A 21,226-nucleotide genomic window follows, 5' to 3' on the forward strand; every position below is an offset into this window, starting at 1 on the left:
CTACCCAGAGGCACCATGACTGACGACGGCTTTTTCCGTGAGGTAAATGAAGAACTGCGCTCCGACAAGGTGAAGGCATTCTGGAAGCGCTATGGCTCGCTCCTGATTGGCGCGGTTGTGGCTCTTGTTGTCGGCACTGGCGTCTTTGCCTTCTACGAGTACTGGACGGAAAAGCAGGCTTCGCAGTCCGGCGATCAGTTTCTCGCCGCACTCAACCTTGTCCGCGACGGCAAGAACGACGAAGCGCTGAAGACCCTCGACCAGCTCGAAAAGGATGGTTACGGCGCCTATCCGGTGTTGGCGCGCATGCGTGCGGCCGGTGTCATCGCCCAGAAAGGCGATCTTGCCGGTGCGGTCGTCGCCTTCGACAAGGTCTCCGCCGATACATCCATTCCGCAGGCCATCCGCGATCTCGCCAAGCTCCGCGCCGCCTTCATCCTCGTCGATACCGGCTCCTATGATGACGTGGCGTCCCGCGCCGAGCCCCTTTCATCCGAAAGCAATCCCATGCGCCACTCCGCCCGCGAAGCGCTTGGTCTTGCCGCCTGGAAGGCCGGCCGCGGTGCAGATGCGACCAAGCTGTTCCAGCAGATTTCCGATGATCAGGCTGCACCTGCCAATGTGCGCCAGTTTGCCGATACCATGCTTGATCTGTTGAAGAGCACCGGCGCCACACCTGCCGCTGCCGCCGGCTGAAGAACAGGAATTCAATGAGCTTTACCGTCGCAATAATCGGCCGTCCGAATGTCGGTAAGTCCACGCTGTTCAACCGGCTCGTCGGCCGCAAGATCGCGCTTGTCGACGACCTGCCCGGCGTCACCCGCGATCGCCGCGTCCATGGCGCCAAGCTTTATGATCTGAAGTTCGATGTCATCGATACGGCAGGCCTCGAAGAGGTCGACAGCGAATCGCTCGAAGGCCGTATGCGCGCTCAGACCGAACTTGCCATCGGCGAAGCTGACCTCGTCTTCTTCCTTGTCGATGCCAAGGCCGGCATCACTCCGACCGACGTGACCTTCGCCGATCTCGTGCGGCGTGCAGGCAAGAAGGTTATTCTGGTCGCCAACAAGGCGGAGGCGCGCGGCGCTGAATCCGGCATGTACGATTCCTATGCGCTCGGTCTCGGCGAGCCGACGCCGATTTCGGCCGAACACGGCCAGGGTTTCCCGGACTTGCGCGATGCCATTGTCGAAATCATGGGCGAAGAGCGTGTCTTCCCCGATGAGCACAAAAAGGATGATGCAGGCGATAGCATCGCCGTTACCATCCCTGCGGTTCCGCGCTCGCTCGATGAACTGATCGGCGATGATATCGATGATCCCGACGCCGACGATATCCCGGCCTATGATGCGTCGAAGCCGCTGCGCATCGCGATTGTCGGCCGCCCCAACGCCGGCAAGTCCACTCTCGTCAATACCATGCTTGGCGAAGACCGGCTGCTCACCGGTCCCGAAGCCGGTATCACCCGCGATTCCATTTCCGTCGATTGGGAGTGGAACGGCCGCAAGATCAAGCTTTTCGACACCGCTGGCCTACGCCGCAAGTCGCGGGTTCAGGGCAAGCTCGAAAAGCTTTCCGTCGGCGACGCGCTGCGTGCCATCCGCTTTGCCGAAGTCGTCATCATCGTGCTCGACGCGACGATCCCCTTCGAGAAGCAGGATCTGCAGATTGCCGATCTGATCATCCGCGAAGGTCGGGCGCCGGTCATCGCGTTCAACAAATGGGATCTCGTCGAAAACCGCCAGATGGTCCTCGCTGACCTGCGCGAAAAGACCGAGCGCCTCCTGCCACAGATTCGGGGCATCCGCGCCGTGCCGATCTCGGGTGAGCGCAACCAAGGCATCGACAAGCTGATGGCTGCTGTTGCCTCGACGGACGAGATCTGGAACCGCCGCATCTCGACCGGCCGCCTCAATCGTTGGCTGGAAGGCGTCCTTGCGCATCATCCGCCACCCGCTGTCGCCGGCCGGCGCCTCAAGATCAAGTACATCACGCAGGTGAAGACACGCCCGCCGGGCTTCGTCATTTCCTGCTCGCGTCCCGATGCGTTCCCGACATCCTATGTGCGCTATCTCGCCAACGGGATTCGCGAGACGTTCGATATTCAGGGTGTTCCTATTCGTCTTGTGCTCCGCACCTCGGACAATCCCTTCGCCGGACGGGCAAAGAAGAAGCGGTAGGGGGAGGATTTTCACTACCGTTCTCCGCACTCCGTTAACCCTCCATCAAGGTTAATGCTTCATTTTTACGACCAGAATTGTTCGGTTGTGAGTGGGGTATCGGCGTGCGTTTCTCTGGATTGTTGCGGGCGTGTTCCCAGCTGAGTAACCGGACAGATCGGAATATCATTGGCCCACTGGTCATCGGAGCGGCGATTTACTTGCTCTCCCCAACCGTCACCGCCTACCAGGACATGGCGAGCATGCTGTCCGGTTCTGAGTCCGGGCAAGGCCGCTGGACTTCCTATCTGGAAAAATCTCCGGCCGGCTCCATCCAGAAGGCCAACATGTCCTTCGTTGACGAAAAAGCGATCACGTCCAGCATACCCGCGAGTGGTATCAATGCTCCCGGCATTGGCCCGATCGTCATCAACGGCTCGCAGAAAGCACCCGGCGCGACACCGGATGAAGATCGTATCAATCGCGCTGAAAAGCAGGGCCGCATCGTCACAATCTCCAAAAAAGCACCGCCCAAGGCGTTCAGCGCCGGTTCTATCCTGCAGCGCCAAAGCATGCTGATTCGCCCGAGCCATGGCGTTGAGGTCGAGATGGCCTTTGCCAAGCCGAAGATTGCCGGCAAGGAATTCGAGATCGCGCTCGCATTCCACAACCGCGCCCCCGACAAGCCTGAACCGGATCTGCCGCCGATGCTGGCAAACCTCGTCAACAACAATCAGCCGGACGTTCTGGCACTCGGTTATGCCCCTGCAGCTCCGGATTATTCCAAGACATCTCCGTTCGACACGATCTTGAATGAGCCGAAACTCCCGGGCCGCTTTATTCCGCAGCTCGGCGCCGGCGACCATGACTGGCTTGCGACGCCCTTGCCCCCCGTCGTATTCACCAAGGAAGAACAGAAATGCCTGGCAACCGCCATTTATTTTGAAGCGAGAAGTGAAAGCGTCAAAGGCCAGGCTGCCGTCGCACAGGTCATTCTCAATCGCGTCCGCAACCCGGCCTATCCAAAAACCATCTGCAAGGTCGTCTACCAGAACGATGACTGGATCAACCGCTGCCAGTTTTCCTTTGCTTGCGAAGGACGTAAACTGAATGTAACGGAGCCCAAGCAGTGGAAAGTGGCGCAGGAAGTCGCCATGGCCGTCACATCGGGGCGGATTTTCCTGCCCGAGATTGGCTCGGCCACGCACTATCACGCGGTCTACGTCCGGGCGATGTGGGCCCACACGATGAAGCGCATCGACAGGATCGGCCAGCACATCTTTTATCGCACCTACGGTGGCGGCTGGATTTGATCCTCGGGCGCTTGGAAACAACGCGAAAGCTGCTATATTCGTTCTGGAGTGGGGAACGAGCTTTCGCCCGTCCCCCGTTCCTCATGTGAAGAATTGGACCTGGAACACGACTTGCCAGCCTGTCCGGGTCCTCTTCAACATAAGGGTGACGCTAAACGGAAATTTCCGCATAGTGCACCTCCAGATTTGAGGGCAGGGCCATTGCCCAAAGGTCGAAGCGGCCATCCCTCCGATGCATCTGCTGGCTCGGTGCTTTCTGCTTTAGCCCTCAAATCGCATGATGCTGTCCGCTTTCATTTACGGTTGGAACGATGCGACCCGCAAGAAACGCAGGGTTGAACCATGCTGCGCGACATCTGGAATTGTCGTGTCTCACCACTCGATTGGGCTCCGTTCAAGCGCCCCACATCTGCACGATCCGCAGGGATTCGACCGCAAAACTTCGATCAAGAGGTGAGACATATAGTCATATTTGGCTAACATATTGAATTTCACCACGAAAATTACCCTTGAGAGTCTCGGGTATGCGCCTTGACTAGCGTGGACCGTAACAATATGTTGCGCGCGACTTCGAAGCGGGGGTGAAGCCTCGCATTCAGCGTGTAAAGGACATGCCATTGGCCACGGGTAAGGATCCCGATAAGTCAGGTTCTGTCGGTAGCACGCCGGGTGCAGGGAAGATGCTGACTTCGGAGGAACTGGAGAGCCGTCGCCGTGCTCTGGGGGCAAGACTTGCTTCTAGAGGTGCAGCGCGAAAGTCCGGTTCAGACGACAAGGGGACGGAAACCGCCTCCGGTGTCGCGCAGGCCATGAAGCTGTCGAGCGAGTTTATCGCCGGCGTTCTGGTTGGTGCGGGGTTGGGCTGGTTAGCTGACCGATTTTTGGGTACTTCACCTTGGGGGCTTATCATTCTGCTCCTCCTTGGTTTTTGTGCTGGAACGCTGAATATCCTGCGCTCTGCGGGACGTGTGGCGGAAAACAGTGGTCTGCAGTCCATCAAGGACGCCGAGCGCGACAAACCGGAATAGCCTTGCGGGCTGATGCTTGCGGGAATGATGCGAGAGAGACGAGGTTACAGTGTCCAACGATCCGATTCATCAATTCCATATCACCAAGTGGATTCCCATTGATCTGGGTGGAATTGATCTATCCTTCACCAATTCGTCTGCCTTCATGGTTGCAACGGTTGGCGTTGCATCGGCATTTCTCTATCTGACCTCCTCCAATCGCGGTCTCATTCCAACCCGCCTGCAATCCATTTCGGAAATGGCCTATGAGTTCGTCGCCTCGACCTTGCGCGAATCGGCAGGCAACGCCGGAATGAAGTTCTTCCCGTTCGTTTTCTCGCTGTTCATGTTCGTGCTCGTTGCCAATATGCTCGGCATGTTTCCTTATTTCTTCACAGTCACCAGCCAGATCATCGTCACCTTTGCGCTTGCTCTTCTGGTGATTGGCACCGTGCTTGCCTATGGTTTTGCCAAGCATGGCTTCAAGTTTCTCGGCGTGTTCATTCCATCCGGCGTACCCGCGCCGCTGCTTTTGCTGGTGGTGCCGATCGAGATCATCTCGTTCCTTTCCCGTCCGATCAGCCTTTCGGTTCGTCTTTTCGCCAACATGCTTGCTGGCCACATCACGTTGAAAGTGTTTGCTGGTTTCGTCGCTTCCTTGAGCGCTCTCGGTGCGCTCGGTATAGGCGGAGCCGTGCTGCCGCTTGCGATGACAGTGGCGCTGACCGGTCTCGAATTTTTGGTGGCTTTCCTTCAGGCCTACGTCTTCACCGTGCTGACCTGCATGTATCTGAACGACGCAGTCCATCCCGGCGGTCACTAAAAAAGACTTCACCGGCGGAGTTCCGCCAAACGCAATCTATCAATGATGAATCGATCTAAAAGGAGTTTAATATGGATCCGGTAGCAGCAAAGTACATCGGTGCAGGTCTTGCTTGTTTTGGTATGGCCGGAACGGCCCTCGGCCTCGGCAATATTTTCGGCAGCTATCTCTCCGGTGCGTTGCGCAACCCTTCAGCAGCTGATGGCCAGTTCGGCCGTCTGGTATTCGGCTTCGCCGTTACCGAAGCTTTGGGCATCTTCTCGCTGCTCATCGCTCTTCTGCTTCTCTTCGCTGTTTAATCTGAACGGCGCTTGATACTAGTGGAGCGGATTTGACATTCGCATCCCGCGTGACATCGGTCTCTCAGGCGAATGTCAAATCCAAAGCTCCACTAGCAAGTTGAATTTGCTAGTGGTCTTTCGATTCTAACATTTGTGAGTGATTGGTATAGGCGGAATGCAAATGTTAGAATCGGACCACTAGCTGCGCTTTGCGTGGCCAGTTTCTTATCTGCAGCAAACCATGTTTGCTGATTTGGGAAACGCCCGACTTCAAGGGGATTATATATGTTTGTGTCTTCGGCGAACGCCGCATCCACAACGGAAACAGTCGCTCAGACCGACACGCATGGTACACCGGAACCGGCTGTACCGGGCGCGACGCCTGACGCCCACGCAGCAGAGACGCACACTGAAACCGGTGTGCCGCATCAGCAAGGTGTTTTCCCGCCCTTCGACTCCAGCCATTTTGCATCGCAGATTCTCTGGCTGGCGGTAACATTTGCCGCATTTTACCTGTTCCTGTCCCGGGTGGTTCTGCCACGCATCGGCGGTATCATCGAAACCCGTCGTGATCGCATCGCGACCGATCTCGATCAGGCTGCTCGTATGAAGCAGGACTCGGATGACGCCTTTGCTGCCTACGAGCAGGAACTGGCCGACGCCAAGAAGAAGGCCGGTGGCATTGCTCAGACCGCCCGCGATGAAGCCAAGGCAAAAGCCGACGCCGAACAGGCGGACATTTCGGCTGCTCTCGAGAAAAAATTGAGCGACGCCGAAGCCAGCATTGCCGCCATCAAGGACAAGGCGATGAAGGAAGTCGGTACGATTGCGGAAGATACTGCAAGCGAGATCGTCAAGAAGATCCTCGGCGGTAGCATCGACAAGGCAAGCATATCCGCCGCGGTCAAAGCTGTTCGGGGCTGAGGAGAACCACAATGGAATTCGACGCAACATTCTATGCCTTGGTCGGTCTCGTCATCTTCCTGGCGCTGATGATCTATCTCAAGGTTCCGGCAGTCGTGAACAAATCGCTCGACGGTCGCGCTGATAAAATTCGCGATGAGCTGGAAGAAGCCCGCCGCCTGCGGGAGGAAGCACAATCCCTGCTTGCGGAGTTCCAGCGCAAGCGTAAGGAAGCCGAAAAGGAAGCGGGCGAGATCGTCGCCGCTGCCGAGCGTGAAGCCCATGGCCTTCTCGAGGAAGCCAAGCAGAAAACCGAAGAATATGTGACGCGCCGCAAGAAGCTCGCCGAGCAGAAGATCGCTCAGGCCGAGACCGAAGCCGTCAACGAGGTTCGGGCTTCCGCCGTCGATATCGCTGTCGCAGCGGCCAGCCATATTCTTGGCAAGAAGGTGGACGCCAAGACATCCGCTGACTTCTTCAAGTCATCGCTGACCGAAGTAAAATCCCGCCTTAACTAAAGCTAAGAACGGGAATTTCGAACGTTCACGAAGCCGCCGAAAGGCGGCTTTCTTTTTAATTCTCACTTTGATCTGAATCCCGTAGATATTTTACGCAGGAATCCTTGAATCTCGCACAAGAGTTGGCGATTCCGATGCAAGAAAGTCCGAATCTGGCGCAAGAATTTCAACCGATGAGTGAAATCTGGTAGTGCCGAGTTGAAATACGAAGGTCTGTTGAGATTCATGTCTGGTCGCGGCAAAAACGGTGGTTTTCGAGTACCGGAGCGCAGCGTACATTTTGGTACGTGAGCACCGCAGCGCAGAAAAACGCCGTTTGCAGGCCGCCATGGCGTGAATGCCAACAGACCTTAGGCTTGGCGCTCTTTCAGCGGCGAGAAGCTGAAGCGGTGCAGACCGACCACCGGACCATGTGCCTCCATGGCATTGCGATGGTACTCCGTCCCATATCCGGCGTGCATTTCCAGACCATAAAGCGGAAAGTATTTGCCGGTCTGTGACATCATCCGGTCGCGTGTCACCTTGGCGAGGATGGAGGCCGCCGCGATCGATACGGAACGTTGATCGCCCTTGATCAGCGCCGTCGCCGGGCAGGGAAGCCCCGGGGCGACGTCGCGCCCGTCGATCAGCGCATGACCCGGAACGATTGCCAGACTGCATACAGCCCGGCGCATCGCTTCGAGCGCAGCTTTCAGAATATCGGTTGCATCGATCACCGGCGCGGAAATGCTCGAAACGGCGCAGGCGAGCGCCGTTTCCGTAATAATATCAAATAGTTCCTCGCGTCGCTGGGGTGTGAGCCGCTTCGAATCGTCAAGGCCTTTTGGTATTTTCTTCGGGTTTAAAATAACCGCAGCCGCTACTACAGGTCCCGCCAGCGGACCACGCCCAGCTTCGTCTATACCGACGATAAGCTCAATCCCGCTACGCATAAGCTTTCGCTCACTGGCAAAGTCCGGTTTGCCAGGTTCGATAGGAAGAAGCAGAGAATCAGAACGCGATCGAGCCATGTTGCGACGAGCCTCGCATTCGCTCTGATTCTCTGCAAGCCCCTGGGTAGCTGATGGGGTGGGCTACCCAAGGTCACGTCAGGCTAGAGGGGGCATGCCTGACGGAAATAACTTATTGATTTCGCTGATAATTCATCCCGTTATCGTCATAACGCGTCAAAACCTATAGCAGTGACAATTGTTCGCTTCCGGGGGTGGCCTCGAACAAGTCCGTCCGCAGCCGGCGCTTGTCCACATTGATGCCGAGCCGCTTGGCTGCTATCTCAAATCGCCTGCCGATCTGCCAGGCATAGGGTCCTTCACCGCGCATGCGTTTACCCCATTCCGCATCGTAATCCTTGCCGCCTCGCATTGACCGGACAAGCGAAAGAACGTGGCGATAGCGGTCCGGATAATTGCGTAGCAGCCAGTCTTTGAAGATCGGGCTGACCTCGAGGGGCAGGCGCAAAAGCACATAACCAGCCTCCCTGGCGCCCATGGCGTGGGCACTGTCGAGAATACGCTCGATCTCATGATCATTGAGGCCCGGAATGATCGGGGCAACCATCACGCTCACCGGAATACCGGCATCCGAGAGACTGCGAAGCGCCTGCAAGCGCCGCGTCGGGGTCGAGGCGCGAGGCTCCATCGTACGTGCAAGCTTGCCATCGAGTGACGTCACCGAAAGCGCTACCTTGGCAAGGCCTTTCTCGGCCATGCGTGCAAGAATGTCCTGATCTCGCACAACCAACGCGGATTTAGTAACGATTCCAACGGGATGTTGGTGTGCCTCCAGCACCTGCAGGATGTCCCGCATGATGCGCCATTTCTTTTCCACAGGCTGATAAGGATCAGTGTTCGTGCCGATCGCAATCGTCTTTGCGGTATAGCCGGGCTTGGACAATTCCTTGTCCAGCATCTTCGCTGCATCGGGCTTGGCAAACAGTTTGGATTCAAAGTCCAACCCTGCCGATAGACCCATATAGGTGTGGGTCGGACGGGCGAAACAATAGATGCACCCGTGCTCGCAGCCGCGATAGGGATTGATCGAACGGTCGAAACTGATATCCGGCGAGTCGTTACGGGTAATGATCGTGCGCGGCTTTTCCACCTGCACTTCGGTCTTGAAAGGCGGCAGATCCTCGATGGTTTCCCAGCCATCGTCGTAGACATGGCGGGTTTCTGCTTCGAACCTGCCGGTTGGATTGATACCAGCCCCGCGGCCGCGTCGCCGTTGATGATCAACCCTCAGGCCAGCTTCCTCGATCAGCGCGTTCGCATGTTGTGCACGGCCCTCACCAAAGGCAGCCTTGTCTGCTTGCACCACAATGTTCATTTGCCTTGTCTCCTTTGGCAGGGAGCGAAACGAGTCGCTCGTCATAGCCGCAACATGAATCTATTCCTAGCAAACTTTGAGAACAAAGCAAGAACAATCTTGGCCGAAAGGAGTGATGGAAATTCTTATAATAATACTATATTGGCTCCTGATGATTTCCGTCCTGATTGAAACCCAAAATTCGGATGAGGCTTTGGCGCGGACGCTCGGCGGTCTGGTCGGCGGCGCCGTCGAAGGTATTTTGAGCGATGTGATCATCATCGATCAGGGTTCTGTCGATCAGACCCATCGCGTTGCCGATGCTGCCGGATGCATCTTTCTGCAGGACCAGGCTTTGATCGATGGTTTCAGGCGGGCCCGCAGCGAATGGTTCCTGTTTCTCGAGCCTGGCGCGCGACTGCTGGATGGTTGGATGGAGCCCGCGGCAGTACACGTAGAGCGCATGCAGGGGCCTGCTTGCTTCACCCGGTCGCATACTCATCGCAGGCCGTTTCTGAGCCGCGTATTTTCTCCCGGCAACCCGTTGGCAGATGGATTGCTCATCTCGAAGCGCCAATCGATGGCACTGTTCACTCCCGGAAAAAAGGCCGCCGATATTGCGCGCGGGCTTGCGATGAAACGGCTTCGGGCGGAGATTATTCCGGCCCCGTCAAAGAAGACCTAGCCCTTGCCGCCGCGCGTCAGATGTTCATCCAGCCGCGGCATGATCTCGACGAAATTACAAGGCATGTGCCGGTAATCCAGCTGGTACTGCAGAATATTATCCCAAGCGTCCCTGCAGGCGCCGGGCGACCCGGGCAGCACGAAAACGAAGGTCGCATTGACGACGCCGCCGGTTGCCCGTGATTGGATGGTCGAAGTGCCGATCTTGTCGTAGGAAATGCGGTGGAACACTTCGGAAAAGCCGTCCATGCGCTTTTCGAAGATAGGTTCGAGCGCTTCCGGGGTCACGTCGCGGCCCGTAAAGCCGGTGCCGCCGGTGGTGATGATCACATCGATTTGCGGGTCTTTTGACCATGAAAGCACGCGATCCCGAATTTTCTCCGTGTCATCGGTGACGATGGTGCGCTCTGCCAATACATGACCTGCTGCGAGAAGCCTCTCGGACAATGTGGTTCCCGATTTGTCATCTTCGAGCGTGCGTGTATCGGATACCGTCAGAACGGCGATCTTGACCGGCACAAACGGTCGTGTCTCATCGATCCGGGCCAAGATCAACTCCTCCATTGTGTGTGGCAACAACGAACCAATGCGGCTGAGCCCGCTTGAGCGCCGCTGCCGCAGCTTCGGCCTCTTGGTCGCTGCCGTAAATTGCAAAACAGGTGCCGCCGGAACCGGACATGCGCACCAGTCGAGGATCGGTGTTACGCAACGCCCTCATGGCATCGCCGATTGCCGGAGTGAGCTTTTCAGCGACTGAAAAGAGATGGTTGTCCGTCTGCCCGAGATAGAGGCAGACGTCGTGGACGGTGGATAGCCTGGGCAGCGCGGGAAGAGATCGGTTGTCGCGGTTTGCAAGCGCCGAAAAGACTTGAGGGGTTGAGGTTGCTACGCCACTATTGACGAGGACCATCGGCAAATGTGGAAAATCGTCGATACCCTCGATTTCCTCGCCGATGCCCCGTGCAATCAATGGCTGGCCATACAGACACATTGGGACATCTGCGCCCAAGGTCAGACCGATTGCAGCCAGCTCGTTCGTTTCGATACTCCAGAGCGCTGTCAGCGCCCGCAAGGTGGCCGCGGCATCACTCGAACCGCCGCCGATACCGGAAGCGATCGGAAGATGTTTTTCAAGATGAATGGCAACAGGGGCGGCCTTTTCGGGAAACCGGGCGCGCAAAGCATTCCGGGCCTTGAGCACGAGGTTGGTTTCGTCATCGGGCAAGGCACGTCCAAAGGGACCTGACACTTCGAAGGAATCGAGCATCGCGCGCTTCACGCTCACCTTGTCGCCCACATGCGCAAACACGACGAGGCTATCGAGCAGATGATAACCATCATCCCTGCGCCCGGTGACATGCAGGGCAAGATTGATCTTGGCGGGGGCGATCAAGTTGATCGTACGCTCTAGTGCCCTAGGCTCTACACTGTCCAACATTGACTTCAGTCTTTGCGCAAACGGTATTCGCCCGTCTCGGGATCCTGCACCAATGTTCCTTGCGCACGATTCTGCACTTCTTTTTCCGCTTCGCGAACCCGCTCGGAAACGCGCTGCGCCTCTTTCTTGAACGAGCGATAGCCGTAAAAGGCAGCACAGCCGACCAGAGCGAAAAAGATCAATTGTGGCATCGTCCCAACCTCGAAAACCAGATGTTCTGAGTATTAGAGCCTTTCACACCTAAATGGAACCAGTTCTGTTTCTCGGATGGCGAGACAATCCACGCGGAAGGCGGCGAGGCCGATGTCTTTCCATCGTCCGATGCCGCCTGACAAAGTGGGTATCCGCCAGCCGGAAACCCGAAGGGCCGGGTGAATTCGGGCCAAATCCTTCGGGCTTCGGCTTCGTCCGATGGAAAGACATCGGCCTTGTCAAACCCCTTGACCTTGTCCACGAATTCCCTCCGGCAGAACGGCTCTATTTAGGTGCGAAAGGCTGTTATAGCACGCCACTGCGAGCTTGCCAAAACTCGCGGCGCTCAGATCATAGCCCAAATCGCGACCAAAGCGCCCGTTCCTCGGCAGCGCTGACTACACCATTGGCCAGATTGGCTCCAAGCGCCGAAATTCTGGTTTCGGTAGACGGAATCTTGCGTCCGAACATGCCCCGTGGCTGCGTAATCAGTTTTAGCCGGGTCTTTGGGCCGTATTGTGACTGCAGATAAGATCTTATATCGCCAAGACCATCTACAAGTCCAAGTTCAACGCCCCGCGTTCCTGTCCAGAACAGACCCGTGAACAAGTCGGGATTATCGCTCAGTTTCTCTCCCCGCCGTTCCTTGACGAGATTGATGAAAGTCTCGTGGATTTCGAGCTGAAGCGCCTTCAAATGCTCGATATCTTCCTTGTTTTCGGGCCGGAATGGATCAAGCGTTGCCTTGTTCTTTCCCGCTGTGTGGACCCGGCGCTCAACGCCGATTTTCTTGATGAGTTCGGTGAATCCGAAACTTGCCGAGACGACGCCAATGGAACCGACGATGGAGGAGGGGTCGGCTATGATTTCATCGCCGGCTACAGCGATCATATAGCCTCCCGAGGCCGCGACATCCTCGACGAAAACGTAGACTTTCTTGTTCTTTTCCGTGGCCAGATCGCGAATGCGCCGGTAGATCAGACGCGATTGAACTGGTGATCCACCCGGGGAATTGATGGAGATTGCGACTGCAGGTGCGTCTTTTTCTGCAAAAGCTTTCTCCAGAACAGCTGCCGTCGATGCAAGCGAGAGATTTTGCCGGAAGGGACCGCCGCCAGACATGATCACGCCGTGTAGGCGAACAACCGGAATTTCCTGATAATCGGGGCGCCAGCGACGGGGCAATAGTTTCCGGATAAATCGAGCCAAGCGTGTCTCCTGTGGCTATGTGTTGTCAGAACCATGTAGGCCACATGCAGGAAATCACAATGGTGCTAGAGTGAGATTCGATCATATTGAAACAGAACGGTGCAATATGGTCGACTCTCGCTCTGAGTCTAAAAAAGCGACGCCAATCCATTATTGATGGCAATTGCCCGCTCGGTGAATGCATTTCCAGTTTCATGGTGCAAGACAAGGGCAGGATAGAGCGACAGTCCCGCGCGGCTTCCCCTGATACCCTTGATGACAATGCGGATGGCGGCGTCCTGCGGTCTTGGCTGCACAGGAACGATGATCAGCCCGCCAAAGCGTCCCTCAAGCGCATCGAGCAGATCCGTTATCGATGTTGGCCGCGCGATGATCCCGATTGATCCGCCGGGCTTCACGATGGCCGCCGCCGTCCTCACCCATTTTTCCATCATGTCCTTGGTCATGACGTGCGCCTCAGCCTTTACCGGGTCTGGCGTCGCGCGGTCGCTAGGCTGGTTGAAGGGCGGGTTCATGATGGCGAAATCAAAGCTGTTGTCGGCAAGTCCGGCGGCAATACGGGCCTTGCCTGTCAATGTTACGTCTGACTGGATTACGTTGGCACGGCCGGAAAATGCGCTGTTTTCAGGCAACGCCAGCGAACTGCGCGCAAAGTCAGCCATGAAGTCCGATCGTTCGATCAGGACGGCAGTTGAGCCATAACAGCGGGAGAGCACCGCAAGGCCTGCGGCACCGGCACCTGCGCCAAGATCGGCGATCCGTCCGGCAAAATCATTCGGCACCACGCTGGCGAGGATCATCGCGTCCACACCGGAGCGGTGCCCTTTTGCCGCGGGTTGCAACAGGTAAAATCTGCCGCGATGAAACGCGTCCTTCGTCTGTGAGGCGTCTGTTGGAAGCATAAATCAGTCGCGAAGCTCCTGTTCGATACCGGCGTCTATGAGCAATTGTCGCACTTCTTTTTCGCGGTCGCCATCAACCATGATGCGGCGTCCGAGAATACCAAGCGAACCCTCGAGAATGCTCATGTTCGAATCGGCAACGAAGTGGTTTATCTTCGCTTCCTTCAGCAGGGATTCGACAAAAGAGATTAAAACCGGATCATTTGTGCGCAGTATTTCAATCATTTTGACTACCGTTGCAGGGTAGCGCAAAGCGCCTTCCCCTGATTGTATGAAGCAGTGCATGGCCTTATCACGAATTTGTCACCCTGGTGGTCCGATTCTGACATTCGCATCCCATTTTTGCAGGACGCTCTTTGCGAATGCCAGAATCAAAGGACCACTAGCAAGTTATTGGTTTCTAGTGGAACCTTGAATTTGACATTTGAGTATGAGCATTGCTGCCCCGCAGGACTCAAATGTCAAATTTCGTTCCACTAGTACAAATTTTGCGCGCCAATTCGCCGCTTGCGGGTTACAGGCTGTCAAAATAAGGTGTCGCCGCATCAGGCCAGAACCGCAGGGAGTTTCGTTTTGGGCGTCGTTGTCAGTCTTGACGATAAGAAAAACAATACCGGATCGGTACAGCCGCTGATCGATTTGACGGGCGCCGATATGGCCCGCGTCAACGAGCTCATCCTGTCGAAAGCCGGCTCTGACGTCGAGATGATTCCGGAGGTTGCGAACCATCTGATCTCTTCCGGCGGCAAGCGTTTGCGCCCGATGATCACGCTCGCCGCTGCCCGCATGTTCGGCTACCACGGCGATGGCCATCTCAAGCTTGCGACCAGCGTCGAATTCATGCACACGGCGACATTGCTGCACGACGATGTTGTCGACGAAAGCGACCTGCGCCGGGGAAAGCGTACGGCGCGCATGATCTGGGGCAACCAGGCGAGCGTTCTGGTCGGTGATTTTCTCTTGGGCCAGGCTTTCAAGATGATGGTCGAGGTCGGCTCGCTGGACGCACTTGATGTGCTCGCGACGTCGGCGTCGGTGATTGCCGAAGGCGAAGTAATGCAGCTTGCAGCTGCAAAAAATCTCGAAACCACCGAAGACGAATACCTTGCCGTCATCAAGGCGAAGACGGCAGCGCTTTTTTCTGCGGCCGCTGAAGTCGGACCGATCATCGCTTCCGCGTCACGGACCGACCGTCAGGCGCTGCGTTCCTATGGGCTCAATCTCGGGCTCGCCTTCCAGCTAGTCGATGATGCTCTGGATTATGGCGGCAACGCCAAGGATCTTGGCAAGAACACTGGCGACGATTTCCGTGAAGGCAAGATTACCCTGCCGGTGGTCCTCACCTACCGGCGCGGAACACCCGAAGAGCGGCTTTTCTGGAAAGACGCGCTGGAAAACGGTGCAAATGACGACAAGGGCCTGGAAAAAGCCAAAGGATTGATGACACGCTATGGTGCATTGAGTGATACAATACAGCGCGCCCGGCATTTTGGCGGCATCGCCCGGGATGCACTCGCTCCACTCGATCAGTCGCCGCAGAAGGATGCGCTTCTCGAAGTCATCGACTTCTGCATCAGCCGGGTCAATTAATGGGTTCTTACGCTGCGTAAAGGCCCAAAACTCGGAACATTCGATCAACCTTGAGCGAAAACCGTAAAAAGGCCATGGTTTCCTTGAGGATTCGGACAATCATCTCAATTCGGGAACACAAAGAGGGTTTTGTTATGCAGCGTAGTAAATTGCTTGGCTCGGTCATGGGCGCAACGCTCGCTGCGTTAACGGTGGGAGCTGCGTCCGCTCAAGCCGCGACCAACAACACTCCGACATTGAATGCCGGCACTCTTTCCGGCGCGTTCCTTTCCGCGCGTACTGCGGAGCGCAGCAATGATTTCGACAGCGCAATCTCGTTCTACCGGCAAGCGCTGGCGTATGATCCGAAGAACACGGAGCTGCGCCAGAGCCTGATGCTGGTGCTGTTGACTAACGGACAGTTCAAGCAAGCACTGCCGTTAGCAGAGGAACTGAAGGCCGTTCCGGAAATCGAACGGTTTTCGCGGCTGGCTCTCGGTATCGACGCTCTCAACAGGAAACAATACCGGCAGGTCGACACCCTGATGATGCTGTCGCTCCAGTCCGATCTTGACCGCATGATAACCGGGTTGGTTGCTGCTTGGGCCAAGGCGGGCGCTGGCAAGCCGAATGAAGCGCTTTCGATGATCGACAAGTTGCAGGGGCCGGAAGGTTTCACACTGTTCAAGACGTACAATTCTGCACTGATCGCGGATATGGCGGGCCAGAAGGATAAGGCTGCAACGTTCTACCAGAGCGCGATCGACGACAAGACAAATGTTGCGGCAGCGCCTGACACCTATGAACGTCTCGTTGAAGCCTATGCGTCATTCAAGATGCGCTCGGGCGATAAGGACGGTGCCCAAGCCTTGGTCAAGGAAGCCTCGGAAGTGCTCTCCGGCCGCATGGTGCTCGCTGAATTCGGCAAGCAGATTGCTGATGGCAAGACGGTAAAACCACTCATCCAAACGCCGCAACAGGGCGCGGCCGAGGTGCTTTATACGGTGGCGACAGCCATCAACCGCAATGGCGGCGAAGCCTTTTCCAAGCTCTATTTGCAGATGTCTTTGCCACTTCGCCCAGATCATGACGCGACGCTGTACCAGCTCGGCGACATCAGCGCCAAGCTCGAACAGTCAGACAAGGCGATCGACTATTTCGGCAAGATTTCTGCGGATTCTCCCTATAGCCGCGACGCCGAGATGCAACTCGCCATCAATCTGGCAATCCTGAAGCGCAATGACGAGGCCATCCAGCACCTCAATGGCCTGCTAAAGAGCGAACCCGAAGATATGCGTACCTATCTCGCGATCGGGAGCATCTATTCGCAAGACAAGAATTATCAGAAGGCTGCGGAAACCTACGATCAGGCTGTTGCAGCGCTGAAGGACCCGACCCGTGGGGACTGGACCATTTTCTATCAACGCGGGATCGCCTACGAGCGCCTGAAGCAATGGGACAAGGCCGAGCCGAATTTCCTCAAGGCGCTTGAACTTTATCCGGATCAGCCGCAGGTACTGAACTATCTCGGTTATTCGTGGATCGACATGAACACCAAACTCGAGCAGGGGCTTGATCTGATCAAGAAGGCCGTCGCAGCTCGTCCACAGGACGGTTACATCGTTGATTCCCTTGGCTGGGCCTACTACCGCCTTGGCCGTTATGATGATGCGGTGACGCAGCTTGAACAGGCCGTGAAACTACGGGCGGAAGATGCGACGATCAACGACCATCTGGGCGATGCCTATTGGCGGGCCGGCCGCAAACTGGAAGCAACGTTCCAATGGGCGCACGCACGGGATTCCAAGCCCGAACCGGAAGACCTGGTCAAGATCGAGGAAAAGCTGAAGAACGGCCTTCCCGATGACAAGGATCCCGGCGTTGCCAAGAATGGCCCCGATGCACCGAAGCCACCTGTTGCACCAGCGCCCGCAGCGGCTCCCGACAAGAAGGGCTGACTGTTTGGTTCTACTTGACCGGCTGGAGTGCAGGTCTTAGAGCATGGTCCCGAAAAGTTGCTCGACTTTTCGGATAAGATCATGCTTCCAAACAAAAATATGCACTTCATTCCTTGTCGTCATAAAAGGCCTGTCCGGTGACCGTTTCACTTCCCGATCATATGCAGCCGACCCGCTCGTTTCAGGGTCTTATCCTCACGCTTCACAGTTACTGGGCCCAGCATGGCTGCGTCATCTTGCAGCCCTACGACATGGAAGTCGGCGCCGGCACGTTCCATCCGGCAACAACCTTGCGCTCGCTTGGACCAAAGCCATGGAAGGCAGCCTATGTGCAGCCTTCGCGCCGCCCCAAGGACGGCCGCTACGGTGAAAACCCGAACCGGCTGCAGCATTATTACCAGTACCAGGTGATCATGAAGCCATCGCCGCCCAATCTGCAGGAGCTTTATCTTGGCTCTCTGCGGGCGATTGGTCTTGATCCGCTGCTGCACGATATCCGTTTCGTCGAGGACGACTGGGAGAGCCCGACCCTCGGAGCCTGGGGCCTTGGCTGGGAATGCTGGTGCGACGGCATGGAAGTCTCGCAGTTCACCTATTTCCAGCAGGTCTGCGGTATTGAATGCGCCCCGGTTTCAGGTGAGCTGACCTACGGTCTCGAACGCCTCGCCATGTATGTGCAGGGTGTCGACAATGTCTATGACCTGAACTTCAATGGCCTCGAAGGCGATGAGAAGGTCACCTATGGCGACGTGTTTCTGCAAGCCGAGCAGGAATACTCGCGGCACAATTTCGAACACGCCAACACTGCGATTCTGCTGCGGCATTTCGAGGATGCCGAAGCCGAGTGCGAGGCACTCCTGCGCGCCGGTGCCCCCAAGGCGGGCGACAACAGCCCGCTGCACAAGATGGTCCTGCCCGCTTACGACCAATGCATCAAGGCCTCGCATGCCTTCAATCTTCTCGATGCGCGCGGCGTCATTTCGGTGACCGAGCGCCAGAGCTATATTCTGCGGGTCCGCAACCTCGCCAAGGCATGCGGCGAGGCCTTCCTGCTGACGGAAGCCGGCGGCGCCAATCTTAAAAGCGAGTCCGTGTAATGCCTGATCTTTTGCTCGAACTTCGCTCGGAAGAAATACCAGCGCGCATGCAGCGCAAGGCCGCGGGCGATCTGAAAAAACTCGTGACCGACGCGTTGGTCGAGGCTGGCCTCACCTATGAAGCCGCCGGTGATTACTGGACACCGCGCCGCCTGACACTGGACATACGTGGGCTGAACGCGCGTTCCAAGGACGTGCATGAAGATCGCAAGGGCCCAAGCGTCACCGCTCCGGATCAGGCGATTGCAGGCTTCCTGCGCTCTGCGGGCCTTGCCGATATATCCGAGGCACATGTCCATACCGATCCAAAGAAGGGCGATTTCTATGTCGCTCATCTGACCAAGCCCGGCCGCGCCGCTGAAGAGATCATCGCGGAAATCATGCCGAAGATCGTCAGCGCGTTTCCCTGGCCGAAATCCATGCGTTGGGGTAGGGCATCGTCAAAGCCTGGCAGCCTGCGCTGGGTGCGTCCGCTGCAGTCGATCCTCTGCACCTTCGGCCCCGAAACCGAAGAGCCTGTCGTTGTAGACTTTGAGATCGATGGTTTGCGCGCCGGCAATGTGACCTACGGCCATCGTTTCCTGAGCGACGGCGAACCGATCACCGTTCGCCGTTTCGACGACTACGTCGCCAAGCTTGAAAAAGCCAAGGTCGTTCTGGACGCCGACCGCCGTAAGGAAATCATCCTGTCGGATGCGCAGAACATCGCATTCGCGTCCGGTCTCGAGCTGGTCGAAGATGAAACGCTGCTCGAAGAAGTGTCGGGCCTGGTTGAATGGCCGGTTGTGCTGATGGGCGAGTTTGAGGAAGAGTTTCTGGCTATTCCACCAGAAGTCATCCGCCTGACGATCAAGACGAACCAGAAATGCTTCGTCACGCGCAAACAAGGCGAGAGCGACAGGCTCTCCAACAAGTTCATTCTCGTCTCCAATATCGAGGCGACAGATGGCGGCCGTGAGATCGCCCACGGCAATGGCAAGGTCGTGCGCGCGCGCCTTTCCGATGCGCTGTATTTCTGGAACACCGACCAGCACGATCTGCCGGACATGCACACCCTGGCGCCTGCCGCGATCAAGTTCGATCTTGATCTCAAGAAGCCGCTCGACCAGCGGATGGCGCGACTCGATGCTCTCAATGTCACCTTCCATGCCAAGCTCGGCACACAGGGCGAACGCGTCACCCGTATCAAGAATCTTGCGCGCGAAATCGCCCCGCTGGTTGGCGCTGATCCAGCGCTGGCAATGCGCGCCGCTGTTCTCGCGAAGGCGGATCTTACGACCGAAATCGTCGGCGAGTTTCCCGAACTTCAGGGTGGCATGGGACGCAAATATGCGTTGCTGCAGAAGGAGCATCCTTCCGTCGCGGCTGCTATCGAGGAGCACTACAAGCCGCAAGGTCCGTCCGATTTTGTGCCGGCCGATCCAGTTTCGATCGCGGTCGCGCTCGCTGACAAGCTCGACACACTCGTCGGCTTCTGGTCCATCGATGAAAAACCGACCGGCTCGAAAGATCCTTTCGCGTTGCGACGTGCGGCACTCGGCGTCATACGGCTCCTCCTTTCCAGTGAATGGAAAATCGAACTGCTGCCATTGTTTCAATCGGCCTTCATTCAGCTGCGCGAAGAAAAGATCGAACAGCGCATCGAACATTTCGAGGAGGACCAGGCGGCACAGGATTCGGGCGACGTCGACGGCGAGGAGGATGTCACCAATGCCATCTCCGGCTTCGAGAAGCGCATACGTGGCCAGCTCTCCGAGCGGTCCCAGCCCATTCTCCTCGATTTGCTCAGCTTCTTCCATGAACGGCTGAAAGTGCATCTTCGCGAACTCGGTGCCCGCCACGATCTGATCGACGCGGTGCTGACGGAAGGCGCTGACAACCTGTTGCTGATCGCGCGCCGGGTTGAAGCGCTGGTGGTTTTCCTCAACACGGAAGACGGCAAGAACCTTCTTGCCGGCACCAAGCGTGCCGCCAACATTCTGAGCGCCGAGGAAAAGAAGGGAACGCCGATTTCCCCGGTTGTCGACGCCGCGCTTTTCGCACTGGAAGAAGAGCGGGAGCTTTCAGCGGCGGTGAATCAAGCTGAGAGCCAGGCGGCGCAAGCGATTCAAAACGAAGACTTTTCCGGCGCCATGATCGCACTTAGCGCTTTGCGTGAACCAGTTGATTCATTCTTTGAAAAAGTGCTGGTTAACGACGACAATCCGGACATTCGCGCAAACCGTCTGGCGCTGCTCTCCCGTATCAGGACCGCAACGAACACGGTTGCGGATTTCTCAAAAATCGCGGGATAACAGGAAGATAGGCGCTGTTCTTAGCGCCTGTCTATTGCACGCCGGCGCGCAGCGGCGTTTCGCCAACATCGGCAATGACCTTTTCAGGTGCCGGCTGGCCGGGCTGCGCAAGCGGCGCTGCATTGGCGGCCATCATCGAGTCAGATCCTGTACCGTTGCCCTGTAGACGCGCCATATACTGGCGCGAACGTTCGCGCCGTTCAGCATAGGCTTTCAGCTTGGCTGCCTCTTTTGCCTTTTGCGCCAGGCAAGGTGAGCAGATCGGATTGCCGTTCGCATCGAAGCTGTCATAGCCGACATATGAGACGGAATTTGGCTTGGCCAACCCGCTGACTTCGTCGATCGAGCCAGCTTGGGCGGATACCGTAAATAGCGCAATCGTCGTTGCGGCAATGATTTGGCGAAGCATGGCAAACCGTCCCTGTTCTTTTCTTGGCCGACTGTTAACAGCGATTTATTGCCAAGCCTTATTCAGGATGGATTCAATTTTATGCATGATGTCATTCGGCGTGTTCATCAGGCATTAGAGGCTCTGGACTTGCGGCAAGTGTTCTCCATCGTGTAGGCAATGCACG

The 21,226-nt window shown here is 56.8% G+C and carries 22 protein-coding genes; 13 read left to right on the forward strand and 9 right to left on the reverse strand.

The annotated features are described in order from the left end of the window. Window positions 1-15: 15 nt before the first annotated feature. From PHA01_RS01910 to PHA01_RS01945, 8 genes are all read left to right on the forward strand, one after another. Window positions 16-696, forward strand: coding sequence for a tetratricopeptide repeat protein (locus PHA01_RS01910; RefSeq protein ID WP_271892970.1), 681 nt, complete (start codon window positions 16-18; stop codon window positions 694-696). Window positions 697-710: 14 nt separating this feature from the next. Next, window positions 711-2,180: a ribosome biogenesis GTPase Der gene (gene der, locus PHA01_RS01915; RefSeq protein ID WP_271892972.1), complete on the forward strand. Its 1,470-nt coding sequence runs from the start codon at window positions 711-713 to the stop codon at window positions 2,178-2,180. Window positions 2,181-2,413: 233 nt separating this feature from the next. Then, window positions 2,414-3,472, forward strand: coding sequence for a cell wall hydrolase (locus PHA01_RS01920; protein ID WP_417020909.1), 1,059 nt, complete (start codon window positions 2,414-2,416; stop codon window positions 3,470-3,472). Window positions 3,473-4,089: 617 nt separating this feature from the next. Beyond that, window positions 4,090-4,500, forward strand: coding sequence for an AtpZ/AtpI family protein (locus PHA01_RS01925; RefSeq protein WP_271892974.1), 411 nt, complete (start codon window positions 4,090-4,092; stop codon window positions 4,498-4,500). Between the two features lie 49 nt (window positions 4,501-4,549). Continuing rightward, the gene (locus PHA01_RS01930; RefSeq protein ID WP_112525816.1) at window positions 4,550-5,302 is read left to right on the forward strand and encodes a F0F1 ATP synthase subunit A; all 753 of its coding nucleotides are present in this window, start codon (window positions 4,550-4,552) and stop codon (window positions 5,300-5,302) included. A gap of 71 nt (window positions 5,303-5,373) precedes the next feature. Further along, window positions 5,374-5,601, forward strand: a complete 228-nt coding sequence (locus PHA01_RS01935; RefSeq protein WP_008125314.1) for a F0F1 ATP synthase subunit C — start codon at window positions 5,374-5,376, stop codon at window positions 5,599-5,601. A 267-nt stretch (window positions 5,602-5,868) separates the two neighbouring features. Beyond that, window positions 5,869-6,507 (forward strand): F0F1 ATP synthase subunit B, encoded by a 639-nt coding sequence (locus tag PHA01_RS01940; RefSeq protein WP_224512310.1) that lies wholly within the window; start codon window positions 5,869-5,871, stop codon window positions 6,505-6,507. A gap of 11 nt (window positions 6,508-6,518) precedes the next feature. Then, entirely contained in the window at window positions 6,519-7,004 is a 486-nt protein-coding gene (locus tag PHA01_RS01945) for a F0F1 ATP synthase subunit B (protein WP_271892980.1), read from the forward strand. A gap of 350 nt (window positions 7,005-7,354) precedes the next feature. On the opposite strand, the gene PHA01_RS01950 is transcribed toward PHA01_RS01945, so the two are convergent. After that, window positions 7,355-8,014, reverse strand: coding sequence for a ribonuclease HII (locus PHA01_RS01950; protein ID WP_271892982.1), 660 nt, complete (start codon window positions 8,012-8,014; stop codon window positions 7,355-7,357). A gap of 163 nt (window positions 8,015-8,177) precedes the next feature. After that, window positions 8,178-9,329, reverse strand: coding sequence for a PA0069 family radical SAM protein (locus PHA01_RS01955; protein ID WP_271892984.1), 1,152 nt, complete (start codon window positions 9,327-9,329; stop codon window positions 8,178-8,180). 115 nt (window positions 9,330-9,444) lie between these two features. Here PHA01_RS01955 and PHA01_RS01960 point away from each other — a divergent pair, with 115 nt between their 5' ends. Then, the gene (locus PHA01_RS01960; protein WP_271892986.1) at window positions 9,445-9,993 is read left to right on the forward strand and encodes a glycosyltransferase family protein; all 549 of its coding nucleotides are present in this window, start codon (window positions 9,445-9,447) and stop codon (window positions 9,991-9,993) included. Here PHA01_RS01960 and moaB read toward each other — a convergent pair. The 6 genes from moaB to PHA01_RS01990 all read right to left on the reverse strand — a co-directional run bounded on the left by moaB (window position 9,990) and on the right by PHA01_RS01990 (window position 13,958). Further along, entirely contained in the window at window positions 9,990-10,541 is a 552-nt protein-coding gene (gene moaB / locus PHA01_RS01965) for a molybdenum cofactor biosynthesis protein B (RefSeq protein WP_271892988.1), read from the reverse strand. The genes PHA01_RS01960 and moaB overlap by 4 nt on opposite strands. Continuing rightward, on the reverse strand, window positions 10,525-11,430 hold the full coding sequence (locus PHA01_RS01970; protein WP_271892990.1) for a 4-(cytidine 5'-diphospho)-2-C-methyl-D-erythritol kinase: 906 nt from the start codon (window positions 11,428-11,430) through the stop codon (window positions 10,525-10,527). Before PHA01_RS01970 ends, moaB begins: the two co-directional genes overlap by 17 nt. A gap of 5 nt (window positions 11,431-11,435) precedes the next feature. Further along, complete coding sequence (locus PHA01_RS01975) at window positions 11,436-11,621, reverse strand: hypothetical protein (RefSeq protein WP_112525800.1); 186 nt, start codon at window positions 11,619-11,621, stop codon at window positions 11,436-11,438. A gap of 352 nt (window positions 11,622-11,973) precedes the next feature. Further along, window positions 11,974-12,831, reverse strand: coding sequence for a S49 family peptidase (locus PHA01_RS01980; protein ID WP_271892992.1), 858 nt, complete (start codon window positions 12,829-12,831; stop codon window positions 11,974-11,976). A 128-nt stretch (window positions 12,832-12,959) separates the two neighbouring features. Further along, window positions 12,960-13,733: a tRNA1(Val) (adenine(37)-N6)-methyltransferase gene (locus tag PHA01_RS01985; RefSeq protein WP_271892993.1), complete on the reverse strand. Its 774-nt coding sequence runs from the start codon at window positions 13,731-13,733 to the stop codon at window positions 12,960-12,962. A 3-nt stretch (window positions 13,734-13,736) separates the two neighbouring features. After that, window positions 13,737-13,958, reverse strand: coding sequence for a putative signal transducing protein (locus tag PHA01_RS01990; protein WP_112525794.1), 222 nt, complete (start codon window positions 13,956-13,958; stop codon window positions 13,737-13,739). A 348-nt stretch (window positions 13,959-14,306) separates the two neighbouring features. Here PHA01_RS01990 and PHA01_RS01995 point away from each other — a divergent pair, with 348 nt between their 5' ends. The 4 genes from PHA01_RS01995 (at window position 14,307) to glyS (ending at window position 20,651) form a co-directional block, all read left to right on the forward strand. Beyond that, complete coding sequence (locus PHA01_RS01995; protein WP_271892995.1) at window positions 14,307-15,323, forward strand: polyprenyl synthetase family protein; 1,017 nt, start codon at window positions 14,307-14,309, stop codon at window positions 15,321-15,323. Between the two features lie 134 nt (window positions 15,324-15,457). Continuing rightward, window positions 15,458-17,260: a tetratricopeptide repeat protein gene (locus tag PHA01_RS02000; protein ID WP_271892997.1), complete on the forward strand. Its 1,803-nt coding sequence runs from the start codon at window positions 15,458-15,460 to the stop codon at window positions 17,258-17,260. A 161-nt stretch (window positions 17,261-17,421) separates the two neighbouring features. Further along, window positions 17,422-18,357, forward strand: coding sequence for a glycine--tRNA ligase subunit alpha (locus PHA01_RS02005; RefSeq protein ID WP_271893909.1), 936 nt, complete (start codon window positions 17,422-17,424; stop codon window positions 18,355-18,357). Further along, window positions 18,357-20,651: a glycine--tRNA ligase subunit beta gene (glyS, locus tag PHA01_RS02010; protein WP_271892999.1), complete on the forward strand. Its 2,295-nt coding sequence runs from the start codon at window positions 18,357-18,359 to the stop codon at window positions 20,649-20,651. Before PHA01_RS02005 ends, glyS begins: the two co-directional genes overlap by 1 nt. 31 nt (window positions 20,652-20,682) lie before the next feature. Here glyS and PHA01_RS02015 read toward each other — a convergent pair whose 3' ends face one another. After that, window positions 20,683-21,060, reverse strand: coding sequence for a hypothetical protein (locus PHA01_RS02015; RefSeq protein ID WP_271893001.1), 378 nt, complete (start codon window positions 21,058-21,060; stop codon window positions 20,683-20,685). Between the last annotated feature and the right edge of the window lie 166 nt (window positions 21,061-21,226).

It is taken from the genome of Candidatus Phyllobacterium onerii (assembly GCF_028331445.1).
GTDB lineage: Bacteria > Pseudomonadota > Alphaproteobacteria > Rhizobiales > Rhizobiaceae > Phyllobacterium > Phyllobacterium onerii.